At 62.0% G+C, this 12,913-nt stretch carries 10 protein-coding genes; 4 read left to right on the top strand and 6 right to left on the bottom strand.

Annotated elements, in window-relative coordinates; all coding sequences use genetic code 11:
* Window positions 1–124: 124 nt before the first annotated feature.
* A complete protein-coding gene (locus NMB96_RS22325; RefSeq protein WP_255085749.1) occupies window positions 125–2,599 on the bottom strand; it encodes an acyl-CoA dehydrogenase in 2,475 nt (824 codons plus the stop codon).
* Entirely contained in the window at window positions 2,596–3,519 is a 924-nt protein-coding gene (locus NMB96_RS22320; protein WP_255085747.1) for an alpha/beta fold hydrolase, read from the bottom strand. The genes NMB96_RS22325 and NMB96_RS22320 overlap by 4 nt, the downstream gene beginning before the upstream one ends.
* Window positions 3,520–3,656: 137 nt before the next feature.
* On the opposite strand from NMB96_RS22320, the gene NMB96_RS22315 reads away from it, so the two are divergent.
* Complete coding sequence (locus NMB96_RS22315) at window positions 3,657–4,265, top strand: TetR/AcrR family transcriptional regulator (protein WP_255085745.1); 609 nt, start codon at window positions 3,657–3,659, stop codon at window positions 4,263–4,265.
* 106 nt (window positions 4,266–4,371) lie between these two features.
* Here the strand turns inward: NMB96_RS22315 and NMB96_RS22310 are convergent, their stop codons facing one another.
* The 3 genes from NMB96_RS22310 to hslO form a co-directional block, all read right to left on the bottom strand.
* Complete coding sequence (locus NMB96_RS22310; RefSeq protein ID WP_043889354.1) at window positions 4,372–7,143, bottom strand: TonB-dependent receptor; 2,772 nt, start codon at window positions 7,141–7,143, stop codon at window positions 4,372–4,374.
* 242 nt (window positions 7,144–7,385) lie between these two features.
* The gene (locus NMB96_RS22305; protein WP_043889850.1) at window positions 7,386–8,225 is read right to left on the bottom strand and encodes an XOO1806 family protein; all 840 of its coding nucleotides are present in this window, start codon (window positions 8,223–8,225) and stop codon (window positions 7,386–7,388) included.
* Window positions 8,226–8,378: 153 nt separating this feature from the next.
* Window positions 8,379–9,269 (bottom strand): Hsp33 family molecular chaperone HslO, encoded by an 891-nt coding sequence (hslO, locus tag NMB96_RS22300; RefSeq protein ID WP_255085744.1) that lies wholly within the window; start codon window positions 9,267–9,269, stop codon window positions 8,379–8,381.
* A gap of 74 nt (window positions 9,270–9,343) precedes the next feature.
* Between hslO and mtgA the strand changes: the two genes are divergently transcribed.
* The 3 genes from mtgA to NMB96_RS22285 are packed head-to-tail and all read left to right on the top strand — an operon-like array spanning window position 9,344 to window position 11,521.
* The gene (gene mtgA, locus NMB96_RS22295; protein ID WP_023904724.1) at window positions 9,344–10,084 is read left to right on the top strand and encodes a monofunctional biosynthetic peptidoglycan transglycosylase; all 741 of its coding nucleotides are present in this window, start codon (window positions 9,344–9,346) and stop codon (window positions 10,082–10,084) included.
* A gap of 2 nt (window positions 10,085–10,086) precedes the next feature.
* Entirely contained in the window at window positions 10,087–11,133 is a 1,047-nt protein-coding gene (locus NMB96_RS22290; RefSeq protein ID WP_023904723.1) for a glycosyltransferase family 2 protein, read from the top strand.
* Complete coding sequence (locus tag NMB96_RS22285) at window positions 11,093–11,521, top strand: CBS domain-containing protein (protein WP_006452685.1); 429 nt, start codon at window positions 11,093–11,095, stop codon at window positions 11,519–11,521. The genes NMB96_RS22290 and NMB96_RS22285 overlap by 41 nt, the downstream gene beginning before the upstream one ends.
* A 388-nt stretch (window positions 11,522–11,909) precedes the next feature.
* On the opposite strand, the gene NMB96_RS22280 is transcribed toward NMB96_RS22285, so the two are convergent.
* Window positions 11,910–12,890, bottom strand: a complete 981-nt coding sequence (locus NMB96_RS22280) for an IS5 family transposase (RefSeq protein WP_183086603.1) — start codon at window positions 12,888–12,890, stop codon at window positions 11,910–11,912.
* Window positions 12,891–12,913: the final 23 nt, after the last annotated feature.

Below are 12,913 nucleotides of genomic sequence, written 5' to 3'. Positions count from 1 at the left end.
TAGCCGCTGGGAACTGGTCGACAGACCAAGGCCGCTGGCAGCGTATTCGCGAGCTAGCCGGTCCCCACAAACAACGACGGCGGGCCGAAGCCCGCCGTCGTCTACTGTCACCTTGGCCTGCGTTTTACGCCGCTTCGCGCGGCTGCTGTGCCTGCGGCTTGTCGTAGTAGCTGGCCGCACGCAACTCATGCGGATCGAAGTCGTCGACGGTGATGGTATCCATCATGATCGCGCGCAACTCTTCCAGCTGCTTGCGCTCGTCGATGGTGATCACGGCCTCGGCCACGGCCTCGTCCAGCTGCGCGGGGAAATCCAATGCCTCAATGCCCTTGGTCTTGAGCGCCTTGAGGAACTTGCGTTCCACCGGTTCGGCCAACACGGCCTTGGCCAGGTAGCTGGCGATACGGCCGCCGGGGTTGTTGGCACACGGGGTCAGAAACACACCCTGGCCCAGACGGTCGCGTGCTTCGTTCGGCGTCATCAGGATCGATGCCACGCGGTGCCCCAGACGGTCGCCCGGTGCTTCGGCACGACGGCCCAGCGGGAAGATCAGCACCCACATCAGCCAACCCACTGGACGGATCGGGAAGTTGCGCAACGCAGCCGACAGCGCGGTTTCGATCTTATGCACGCTGTCGTGGAAGGCCCAGGCCAGCAGCGGCTGATCGGCTGCCGGTGCGCCTTCGTCGTGATAGCGCTTGAGCATCGCGCTGGTCAGGTAGATGTGGCTCAGCACATCGCCCAGGCGACCGGACAGCGATTCCTTGAACTTGAGCTTGCCGCCCAGCATCAGCATCGACACGTCGGCCATCAGCGCCAGGTTGGCGGAATAGCGATCCAGCTTGCGGAAGAAACGACGCGTATATGCATCGCCCGGTGCAGCGCCGATACGTGCGCCGGTCAGGCCGAACCAGAACGAGCGCACCGCGTTGGAAATGCCGAAGCGGATGTGACCGAACAGGCTCTGGTCGAAGTCTTCCAGACCACGGCGCGTATCCGGATCCTGCGCGGCCTTCATTTCCTTCATCACCCACGGGTGGCACAGGATTGCGCCCTGGCCGAAGATCAGCAGGCTACGGGTCATGATGTTGGCGCCTTCCACGGTCACGCCGATCGGCGCCGACTGCCAGGCACGGCCGGCGAAATTGCGCGGCCCCAGGATGATGCCCTTGCCGCCGATCACATCCATCATGTCGCTGACCACTTCGCGGCCCATGGTGGTGCAGTGGTACTTGGCGATCGCCGACGGCACCGATGGCACATCGCCACGGTCCACCGCCGCCGCAGTAGCCTGCGACAGCGCGCTGATCGCATAGGCCTTGCCGCCGATCCGTGCGAGCGCTTCTTCCACGCCCTCGAAGCGACCGATCGACAGACCAAACTGCTTGCGGATGCGCGCATATGCACCGGTCACCACCGCTGCGTATTTGCCGCCGCCGCTAGCTGTGGAGGGCAGGGTGATCGAACGACCCACTGCAAGACATTCGTTGAGCATGTTCCAGCCCTTGCCGACCATGTCAACGCCACCGATCAACTGGCTGAGCGGGATGAACACCTCATTGCCACGGATCGGGCCGTTCTGGAAAGTAGAATTCAGCGGGAAATGCCGGCGGCCGATTTCCACTCCCGGCGTCTCGCGCGGCAACAGCGCCAGGGTGATGCCGATGTCCTTGTTATCGCCGATCAAGCCTTCCGGGTCATACATGCGGAACGCCAGGCCGATCAGCGACGCCACCGGCGCCAGAGTGATGTAACGCTTATCGAAGGTGAGCTTGACGCCAAGCACGTTGGCGCCATTCCACTCGCCCTTGCAGACGATGCCGTAGTCCGGGATCGAGGTCGCATCGGAGCCGGCGAACGGGCCGGTCAGACCGAAACACGGCACTTCGGCGCCGATGGCCAGACGCGGCAGGTAATAGTCCTTCTGTTCCGGCGTGCCGTAATGCAGCAGCAACTCGCCCGGCCCGAGCGAATTGGGCACACCGACGGTGGAGCTGACCACGCTGGAGATCGAGGAGAGCTTCTGGATCACCTTGTGGTGCGCCAGCGCGCTGAAGCCCAGGCCGCCGTATTGCTTCGGAATGATCATGCCGAAGAATTTCTGCTTCTTGATGTAGTCCCACAGCTCTGGCGGCAGATCGGCATGGACGTGGGTGATCTCCCAGTCGTTGACCATCTTGCACAGCTCTTCGACCGGGCCATCCAGAAACGCCTGCTCTTCGGCGGTGAGTTGCGGCTTGGGATAATTGAGCAGCTTCTGCCAATCCGGATCGCCGGTGAACAGCTCGCCTTCGAAGCCCACCGAGCCGGTTTCGAGCGCAATGCGTTCGGTCTGCGACAGCGGCGGAAGCACCTTGCGGAAGAAGCCCATCAGCGGCGTGGTCAGCAGCGGCTTGCGCAGGAACGGCAGCAAGACAGGCGCCGACACCAGCACCACCAGTACGGCAGCGACGATGGTTGCGGTGAGATTGGCACCCAGCAACCAGCACGCCACCAGCACGCAGGCGCTCAGCGCGACCCAGGTGGCAAGGCGCATGCGGTGGTAGGCAGCGATGCCCGCCGCCAGGATGACGAGGAGGAACGGTGCAACGATGCTCATGGTCTTGCTCCAGTGACATGCTCGGTAATGTTGGACGCTGCGATGGTGCCAACCGAGGGCAGTGCATCCAGATAATGCAACACGGTGGCGGTAAATGTGGTGTTGTCGTCGCCGGCCAGCATGTGCGTGGCATCGGGCAACTGCACGTGCTGCGCATGCGGTGCGATCGACAGGAATTCGCTGATGGTGTCCGGTGTGACCAGATCGCTACGTCCGCCGCTGATCAGCAGCATCGGGCAACGCACCTGTGACGCGGCGTCCAGCAATGCCTGCTGCTGCGTATGCGGATCCTGCCCTGTCAGTTCGTCGACCAGGCGCGGATCCCAATGCCAGTGCCAACGCCCGTCGGCACGCTGCCGCAACAAGGCCTGCAACTGGTCTGCGGTCTTGCGCGGACGATGCGGCAAATATGCGGCAATCGCGTCTGCCGCCGCATCCAGCGATGCGAATCCGCCCGGATGTGCAGTCATGAAACGCAGGATGCGCTCCACGCCCCGCGTATCCCAGCGCGGCGTGATGTCGACCAGCACGATCGCCCGAAACAAACCCGGCCAGCGCGCCTCTGCCAGCAGACCAAACAGCCCGCCCATCGAGGCGGCGACCAGCACCGGCGGCTCGGATTGCTCACCGGCGAGCACGATCAGATCGTCGGTGAATTGCGTGGCCGAGTAGGGCACCTCAGCATCGTTGACGCTGGAATCGCCATGCCCGCGTGCGTCGTAAGACAGCGCCCGGTAGCCGGCTTCCGCCAAGGCGGTGGCCGTGCCTTCCCATGCGTGTCGTGTCTGGCCGAATCCATGCGCAAACAGCACGGTCGGTGCGCGTTCTGCGCCCTGCGCCGACACCGCAAGCAACGTCTCACCAATACGGATGTTGGTGACAGACGTAATGCAGGCGAGGCTAGAGGAAGAGGTGACCATACCTAATGGTATGGATCTAGTGCGCTCACTGTCAATACTCAGTGGTATGGATGGTTAAGCCATTGAACCCTGGCAGTTGTGCCTGCATTTTCTGCCGCATACTGCAATCGACCCGAGCGTATGGTTAAATCGTCACAATGAACGACACCACCGATTCCAGCCCCACCACGCCCCGCGCCAGTTCCGGTCGCGGTCAGCGCCTCAGCGCAGACGATTGGGCACAGGCCGCGCTGGACCTGATCGCCGAACAAGGTGTCGGTGCAGTCGCCGTAGAACCACTGGCGCGCCGGCTCGGCGTCACCAAAGGCAGCTTCTACTGGCACTTTCCCTCGCGTGATGCGCTGCTGCAGGCAGCCCTCGAACGCTGGGAGATATTCGAACAAAAAGAAGTGTTCGGCAGCCTGGAAGACGTCCCGGATCCCAGTGCACGCTTACGCGCGCTGTTCCAACTGGTCGCGCATGAAGTCAAACCGCATGTCATCTACAGCGAACTGCTCAAGGCACTCGACCACCCGGCCGTGCGCCCGGTCATCGACCGCGTCTCGCAACGCCGCCTCGACTACCTGATCGCCTCGTTCCGCCAGGCCGGCCTCACCCGCACCGACGCCCAACACCGCGCTCGCCTGGCCTACGCCGCCTATGTCGGTTTCTTGCAGCTGTCGCTGCAACTACAGCAACCCAAGCAGGCCCGCGAAGACTTCGAAGCCTACGTCGAGCATGTAATTCATACGTTGATTCCTGGGTGAGCAAACAGTAGATAGCGAGTTGCTCGCTTCTTGAAATCCAGACATGACTACGGCCCCGATTGGGGCCGTAGTTACTTTACGCAGCTGGTTTTATCAGCCGCTTCGATCAGAAGCGCTGACGGTACTGCATGTACATATAGCGGCCCGGCACGTCGTACTGCGGGTCGAACCTGTTGGCCGACGTGCTGTACGAAACCGGCGGATCCTTGTCGAACGCGTTGTTCAAGCCAAGCGATACGGTCGCATTCCAAGGCGTGCTGTAACGGAACTGGATGTCGTGATACGTCGTCGCGCCAATGTGGTTGCGCGGTTCAGCACCATCGGCCGTGACACGATCAGGATCGGAGCAGTAAGCCTGCGCCAATGCCGCTGACAAGGGGCAGGACTCCGCCATACCGGACTTGTAACGCAGGCCCCAGTTGATACCGAAGTCACCCAACGACCAGTCGACATACAGGTTGGAACGGATGCGCCAGTAAGGATCCTGGTTCAGGTAACGACCCTGGAACTGTTCGAGTTCGGAATCGGCAGTTGCCTTGGTTTCCCAGCTCGACAGATAGGTCGAATCCCAGCTGATGGTGAACTGGCCGAATGCCGTTTCCGGCAAGCGGTAATTGATGGCCAGATCCCAACCTTCCACCTTGTACGACGACAAATTCAACAGTGGCATGTTGATGTTGGTGACGGTGTAGGCGCCATCGGCATAGTTCGGGTCGCGCGTGATGAGCGCGCAGTACTCGGCCTGCTCACCCGCACTGCCGCCGTAGCACTTGTCCAGGATGAACTGGGATTCCGGACGTGTGATCGCGTTTTCGATCTCGATCTGCCACCAATCCAGGCTCACATTCAGGCCTTGCGCGAAGCTCGGACTGAACACAAAGCCCAGCGTGCGGCTGGTCGAAGTTTCAGGCTGCAGCTGATCGTTGGAGGTCCAGGTGAACGGCTCAAGGGTCTGCTTGGCACCATTGCCTGCACCAGGCTGCACGAAGTTCGCAGGCACGCCTGCCGCTGCACAGTTCTGCGCCACCACCGGGTTGCTCAGCTGGCCGGACTGGCTCGAGCACGGATCGGCGTAGGTCTCGAACGAATCGGAATTGCCTGCGAACAGATTGTTGATGCTCGGGGCACGGAAGCCTTCGCTGTAGTTACCGCGGATCATCAAGTCCTGAATCGGCTTCCAGCGGAAGCCGAACTTGTTGTTCACGGTATCGCCGAAGTTGCTGTAGTCCGAGTAGCGGGTCGCCAGGCTGAAGTCCAGCAACTGTGCACCCGGCAGATCGGCCAGAACCGGAACCGACAGTTCGAGGTAGAACTCGTCGAGGCTGTAGGAGCCGGCCGTCGGGCGCGCGCCATTGCCCGTACTCAGGCCTGCGGCAATGAAGGCGTCCGGATCGAACTGGCCACTTTCCTTACGGTATTCGTAACCAGCAGCGAAGGCCAGCGGGCCTGCCGGCAGGTCGACGATATCGCCGCTGATGTTTGCGGTATAACCCTTCGATTCGACCATCGACGAATCATGCGCAGTGAAACTGGTGTAATCCAGCGCATCCTGAGTGATCGAGCCGCGCGGTCCCAGTGGATTGACCGGCACGCAGCCCGGAATCACGTCGCCGCCCGGACCGGAAACGCAGACCGGCACGCCATTGCGCAGCTCAGACGGCCCGTAGGCATTGTTTAGATTGGACAGGTTGAACAAGCCATAGGTCAGGACATTTTCATCCGACTTGTCGTAGCGATAGCCCACGTCCCAGTCGAAGCTGCGATCGGCAAATTCAAAGAAGCCTTCAAGGCCACCATAGAAGTGCCAGTTCTTCACATTCTGATTGAAAGAGCGGCCACCGGACTCGATGAAGCGACGATTGACGCCGGTCAGATCCTGACCAAACGGGTTGTAAAGACTATCTGCACTGAGCGTCAGGCCAGTGATTGGCATTGCTGCGAGCAGCTGCTCAGACTTGCGCTCGTTGTACATCGCCTCGGTGCGGAACGTCACGTTGTCGGTGAAGTTGAAGCTACCTTGGGCAAACAGCGAGGTGCGCTCCTGCGGAGTGAGCAGATAGTTGTCCGGTGCAGTGTTGTAACCGTGAACATTGGCAACGTACGGAGTTTCGACGCCATTGATCAGAATGTTGCGTGAGCCATTCCGGATATACGAACCCGGGAAGCCGGTGCCGCTCTGGCCGCTGAAGAACGGCGGGCCGCCGGCAGAGATCTCCCGATCGCCCGCCATCACCGACTCTTCCTGGACATAGGAAGCGCCGATCAACAGGCTTGCGCGATCGGTGGTGGTGCCGATGGTGAAGTCGTATGCCTGACGCTGGCCGTCGCCATCGCTGTACTGACCGACGTTGACGCCAGCTTCGGCGCCGTCGAAGTTCTTGCGGGTAATGATATTCACCACACCGGCAATGGCGTCGGAACCGTAAATCGTGGAAGCGCCATCCTTCAGGATGTCAATGCGCTCGACCATCGCAGTCGGAATGGTGTTGAGGTCGACGCTGCCGTCCAGGCCGGTGGTCCAGCGGCGGCCGTTGACCAATACCAGCGTACGCGCGCTGCCCAGGTTACGCAGCGCAATGCCGGAACTGCCGTCGCCGCCGTTGTTGAAGGTGCGATTCAGGGCTGCGCCGTTGGCCGCGACACGCTGCAGCACATCTGCAACAGAGGTGACGCCCTGCTTATCGATGTCCTGGCGAGTCAACGTCAGAACCGGCTGCGAGGTTTCAACGTCTGCGCTCTTGATGCGCGAACCGGTCACTTCGATCTTGTCGAGGTTGGTGGTGCCGGCTTCCTGCGCGACGGCGGTACCGGTACCGGCCACGCCCACGACAAGCGCGAGGACAACTGCATCGCGCAGCTTGTTGGACTTGCAATTCATTAGCTCTCTCTCCAAGTGATCTTGGGTACTGCCAAGGGTTGTTTGCCTGTCGGGGGTTCCGAAAGAAGCGGATCCAAAACGTCAGGGTGAACCGATGGTATATGCGTTGCGCGAAGAATTAAAGTCCCGTTAACGAAAAAGAAGAAAGACGTGAAACGGAGATACGCGGCAACATCCAGAACGAAAAACGCCACCGGCGACGAACCGGTGACGTTCTGGGAAAGTGCTTTTGAATCAGTGGCTTACAAGTCTTGTTCGTACCGAACGTACGGAATCGTGCCGTCGTTGTTGCTTTCGTTGTTCGGGGCGAAGGGATTTTTGCCGCGGGAGATGACATTTTCCGCGCCGACTGTCAACTGCCCGCTCCAGGGGGTGCGCCAGGTCAGACCGAGCCCTAAGCCTTCCCATTTTTCCGGCTGGCCGGGAACGTCGACCACGCGGCCGATGACGTTGGCGCTGAAGGCACCATAGCCGCCGCCGACGCTGAGGGTCTTTGTGTCCCACTGGTCTGCGATGGCCGGGGAGACGTCTGCCAAGGGCACCAGCCGCGCGCGGGCATAGGTGCCGCCGATCGAGACAAAGCCTTCGCGGCCGATGTTCTTCTGGCCGAACACGGTCAGGTCGTTCTGTTCGACGCGGGTCAGCGGTGCCTTGCCGGCGCCGATCAACCAGGCGGGCAAGGTGTCGCGGCCGGTGCCGGCGGTGACGCCAGCACGTGCGCCAGCGCGATTGAAACCCAGCGTCGCCGAGACCCGGCGCGATGCGGCAGCGCTGTCGTCTTCTTCGTCGCCGATGCCGGCAAGCAGGCAATGGCTGGCCAGACCGTTGATGTTGGTGCCACGGCTGCTGTTGCAGATCAGGCCCAGCGAATCGCCCGAGGTCAGGCCGAAGGCCGCATCCAGCGAATTGCGTCCGAAGTGCCAGCGTGCGCCGGCCTTCTGCTCACCGGTCGGCTCCAGATACAGAAAGGCTTCCACCTTGCCGCTGCCCTTGTTCCACACCGGCAGGATGGTGCTTTCGCGCAGCTGCTGGGAGGCCGCCGACTGCGCGTGCACACCCGTGGCTGCCGCAAGGGCAACCAGCAAAGCAAGCGGAAGGCGCAGGAGGTGTCGCATACCAGAGTTCAGACCCAGGAGGAGTTGTTAAGTTCCCGAGAGCGGGCGACGAGAATGCTAGGGTGTTTATGATTATTTAACAAGTGGGTGCCTTCCCCAGAACGCACCCGTCAAACCTTTCTACTGCAACCTTTCCGGCGCTTCCAGCGAAGGTTGCGCTGCGCTGAAAAGTACGTCGAGGGCGGTCAACGGAAAGTGATACTCACGCCCGCAGAACTCGCAGCGCACCTCGACTTCGCCAGTCGCCTCCGCCGCTGCGCGGGCTTCCTCTTCGCCCAGGGACTGCAGCATCGAAGCGACCCGCTCGCGCGAGCAGGAGCAGCCGAAGCTGAGCGGCTTGTCGCCGAGCAACTGCGGCTCTTCTTCGTGGAACAGGCGGTGCAGCAGGTCTTCGCCAGCCACCGACAGCAGTTCCGGGGCACCCAGGGTGTCGAATAGCGCGCCGATGCGGGTCCAGCCGTCGTTGTCGCCCTCGTCGCCGGGCAGTTTTTGCAGCAACAGGCCGGCCGCCTGGTCCGGGCCTGCGGCCAGCAACAGGCGGGTCGGCAACTGTTCGGACTGGTGGAAATAGGTCTCGAAGGCTTCGGCCAGATCCGGGGCCTGCATACCGACCAGGCTCTGGTAGCGCTGCGGTTCGCGCGGGTCCAGGCCGGGATTTTCGATGGTGATCGCCAGTAGTGCGGCTTCGCCCAGTTCGCGCAGGTCGGCGGGTGCATCGGCGCCGTCGCCCAGTTGCACGATGCCGCGCAAGGTACCGGCCGCGGTGCATTCGGCGAACAAGGTGCGCAGTGTTTCATTGCCGCGCAGCTGTACCGACAGACGTCCGTCGACCTTGGTATGGCCGGTGAACAATGCCGCGGCCACCGCCGCTTCGCCGAGCAGCTGGCGGGCGGCCGGCGGGTACTCGGCTGCGCCCTGGATGTCGTGCCAGGCCTGGGTCAGGCGTACGTGGACGCCGCGCACGCCGGCGGCAGGCAGCAGGAAACGGGAAAGCTGATCGTGATCGGTCATGGGAACATCGGACGTAAGGGACGCCGGTTGCCGGATAATGCGGCAGGCATCGGGATGATAGGTCGTAGCAAACAATGGGGACGGATGCATTGGATGGCAAGCAGGTAGCGCCACCGCGGCGCGCTCGGCGCTGGCTGCGCTGGGTGTTGGCGGCACCGTTGTTGTTCGCCGCCGCGAGCGTGTTGCAGGTGCTGGTGCTGCGGGTGGTCGATCCGCCGATCAGCAGCATGATGGTGGGGCGCTATCTGGAAGCCTGGGGCGAGGGCGACTGGGATTTTTCGCTGCATCAGCAATGGCGCGACTACGACAAGATTGCTGCCAGCCTGCCGATTTCGGTGGTGGCTGCGGAGGATCAGCAGTTTCCGGTGCATCACGGTTTCGATCTGCAGGCCATCGAGAAGGCGCGCGATCACAATGCGCGCGGTGGGCGTGTGCGTGGGGCGAGCACGATCAGTCAGCAGGTCGCCAAGAACGTGTTCCTGTGGCAGGGCCGCAGTTGGGTGCGCAAGGGCCTGGAGGCCTGGTATACGGTGCTGATCGAGCTGTTGTGGCCGAAGCAGCGCATTCTGGAGATGTATCTCAACGTGGCCGAATTCGGCGATGGGGTGTATGGCGCGCAGGCCGCTGCCCGGCAGTTCTGGGGCAAGGATGCGGCAGGGTTGTCGCCGACCGAATCGGCGCGTCTGGCGGCGGTGCTGCCCTCGCCACGGCGCTATGACGCACGGCGCCCCGGGGCCTATGTGCAGCGGCGCACCGCGTGGATCCAGCGGCAGGCGCGCCAGTTGGGCGGTCCTGCTTATCTGCGGGCGCCATGAGCATGAGCGCGTTCGAAACAGCGCAGTTGCCGGTTGCAGCAGATCGCCTGACGGTGGTGATTGCCGCCTATAACGAGGAGACCAGTATTCCGTTGCTGCATCCGCGTCTGTGCGCGGTGCTCGCGGGATTGAGCGGATTGCACACGCACGTGCTGTATGTCGACGATGGCAGCAGCGATGGCACCTGGACTGTGTTGCAGGCACTTGCCGATGCCGATGCGCAGGTGAGTGCGGTGCGGTTGTCGCGCAATTTCGGCAAGGAAGTGGCCATTTCTGCGGGGCTGGATCATGTATTGCCCGGCGCGGTGGTGCTGCTCGATGCCGATGGGCAGGACCCGCCGGAGTTGATCCCGGAGTTCGTTGCGCTGTGGCGTGCCGGTTACGACAACATTTTCGGCACGCGGATTTTCCGAGAGGGCGAGAGCTGGTTGAAGCGCAGTGCGGCGCATGCGTTCTATCGGGTGATCCGGCAGTTGTCGCGCACGCCGATTCCGGCCGATACGGGGGATTTCCGGTTGTTGTCGCCGCGTGTGGTGCAGGCCTTGCAGCAGCTGCGCGAGCGCCACCGTTTCATGAAAGGCCTGTTCGGCTGGGTCGGGTTTCGCCAGGTGGCATTGCCATACCGGCGTGCGCCGAGGCTGTCGGGACGCAGCAAGTTCACGGTGTGGCGGTTGTGGAATTTCGCGCTGGATGGCATCACCAGTTTTTCCACGGTGCCGTTGCGCGCGGCGACCTATCTCGGTTTGCTGACCGCGTTGGTGGCGTTCCTGTTCGGTGGCTGGGTGGTGATCAAGGCGGCCTTGCTGGGCGACCCGGTGGCGGGTTGGCCGACCATGATGTCGGTGATCCTGTTTCTGGGCGGGATCCAGCTGATTGCGTTGGGCTTGATCGGTGAATACCTGGGCCGGTTGTATGACGAGGCCAAGCAGCGCCCGTTGTATCTGGTCGATACCCACTGCGGCGCGGTGGGAGTAGTCTGCGATCACCAGACCAAGCGCGGAGCGGGCCATGCAGACCGTACGACAGCTGTTGGGGACCAAACAGGTTGAGGTATTTGCGGTTGCGGCCGATGCCGCGGTGATCGAGGCGATCCGCTTGATGGCCGAGAAGGGCATCGGTGCGGTGTTGGTGATGGACGGGCCGCGCCTGATTGGCATCGTTTCCGAGCGCGATTACGCGCGCAAAGTGGTATTGCGCGATCGCGCCTCATCGACCACCAGCGTTGCCGAGATCATGAGTACCGAAGTGGTGACAGTATCGCCATCGGACACGGTGGAGCGTTGCATGCAATTGATGACCGATGGACGCTTCCGGCATCTGCCGGTGGTGGAAAATGGCCGCGTGCATGGGGTGATTTCCATCGGCGATCTGGTCAAGGCGGTGATCGAGAACCAGCAGCGCGATATCGATCAGTTGCAGCGTTATATCGCGAGCTGACGCCGCGGTGGCTGAAGCCTTGCTAGCTAAGAGTGGCTACAAATTTACTGCGCCCACCGTTAGGTTGGTGCGGCCGACTTTTTGGTTAAACACGACCACATTGCGAGGTGCGATGTTCTCAGCGCTTGCGGTACCTTGTGGCGGCATGAATGCCTTTACGGAGCTCCATGGATGGATGCATCGGGTGTTCCGGAAGCGGTGAGAGCATCACGCCCGCAATCCGCTTGGTTTGGGAACATTCAACTGCACCGAAGCTGTTGGCCGTCTTGCTAGGGATGGTCTGATCAACGGCATCGGAGGATGAGCCTAACCACATCGACCAGGCTGACGGCGCTCAGATCCTCGATTTTTTTGCCGTTTCCGGCGCGTTTGCAGGGTGTTGCCCGGGTTACAGGCGCACGCTCCCCATCGTCGGCAGTAACTGCTTTCGCTTCATCCACAGGTTCGATAGCGCAAACAAGGTCAGCACCTGCGCGGTGTTCTTGGCCAGGCCGCGATAGCGGACCTTGGTGTAGCCGAACTGGCGCTTGATCACCCGGAATGGATGCTCCACCTTCGCGCGCACGCTGGCCTTGAAGTGTTCCCAACGTCTTTCCCGAGCACGCTCGCGTTTGTTGCCGAGGGCTTGCATCGTCGAGGGCCTGGCGGCGATGAAGAATGCAGCCTTGCAGGCCTGCAGTTCTTCGCGTTTGTCCGCACCGGTGTAGCCGCTATCGCCGAACACGCTGTCTTCTTTGCCATGCAGCAACGTGTGCATCACCGTGACATCGGCGACGTTGGCGGCTGTGCAATGGACGTGGTGCACCAACCCGGAAAATTCATCCACGCCGATGTGCGCCTTCATCCCGAAATACCACTGATTGCCCTTCTTGGTCTGATGCATCTCAGGGTCGCGCGCGTTGTCGGCATTCTTGGTCGAACTGGGCGCCGCGATCAGCGTCGCATCGACGATCGTGCCCGACCGCAGGCTCTGGCCCTTGCGCGCCAGATGCGCGTTGACCGCTTCCAGCATCCGCGCGGCAAGGCCATGGGTCTCCAGCAGGCGCCGAAAGTTGAGAATCGTGGTCTCGTCCGGAACGTTGTCCAAGCCACCGAGCTGGGCAAACCGCCGCAAGGTCGGGATCTCGTGCAGTGCTTCTTCCATCGCCGGATCGCTCAGCGCATACCACTGCTGCAGCAGATGAATCCGCAACATCGTCGCCAGTGCGTACGGCTGCCGACCTGGCCGGCCCGATACCGGATAGTGCGGCGCGATCAGACCGAGCAGTTGCTGCCACGGAACCACCTGCTCCATCTCGGCCAGAAAGATCTCGCGCCGGGTCTGCTTGCGCTTGCCCAGGCCCTCAGCGTCACCGAACGTCAGTTGCATGGATCACTCCTCAACATCAGGCG

It is taken from the genome of Xanthomonas hortorum (assembly GCF_024339125.1).
Taxonomy (GTDB): domain Bacteria; phylum Pseudomonadota; class Gammaproteobacteria; order Xanthomonadales; family Xanthomonadaceae; genus Xanthomonas; species Xanthomonas hortorum.
The sequence above is the reverse complement of the archived record's forward strand: the minus strand, read 5'-3'. Positions and strand labels throughout refer to the sequence as shown.

Coding starts and splice junctions, on each gene's coding strand:
- NMB96_RS22325 (WP_255085749.1), bottom strand. CDS start 2,599: ATGAGCATCGTTGCACCGTTCCTCCTCGTCATCCTGGCGGCGGGCATC.
- NMB96_RS22320 (WP_255085747.1), bottom strand. CDS start 3,519: ATGGTCACCTCTTCCTCTAGCCTCGCCTGCATTACGTCTGTCACCAAC.
- NMB96_RS22315 (WP_255085745.1), top strand. CDS start 3,657: ATGAACGACACCACCGATTCCAGCCCCACCACGCCCCGCGCCAGTTCC.
- NMB96_RS22310 (WP_043889354.1), bottom strand. CDS start 7,143: ATGAATTGCAAGTCCAACAAGCTGCGCGATGCAGTTGTCCTCGCGCTT.
- hslO (WP_255085744.1), bottom strand. CDS start 9,269: ATGACCGATCACGATCAGCTTTCCCGTTTCCTGCTGCCTGCCGCCGGC.
- mtgA (WP_023904724.1), top strand. CDS start 9,344: ATGGGGACGGATGCATTGGATGGCAAGCAGGTAGCGCCACCGCGGCGC.
- NMB96_RS22290 (WP_023904723.1), top strand. CDS start 10,087: ATGAGCGCGTTCGAAACAGCGCAGTTGCCGGTTGCAGCAGATCGCCTG.
- NMB96_RS22285 (WP_006452685.1), top strand. CDS start 11,093: ATGCAGACCGTACGACAGCTGTTGGGGACCAAACAGGTTGAGGTATTT.
- NMB96_RS22280 (WP_183086603.1), bottom strand. CDS start 12,890: ATGCAACTGACGTTCGGTGACGCTGAGGGCCTGGGCAAGCGCAAGCAG.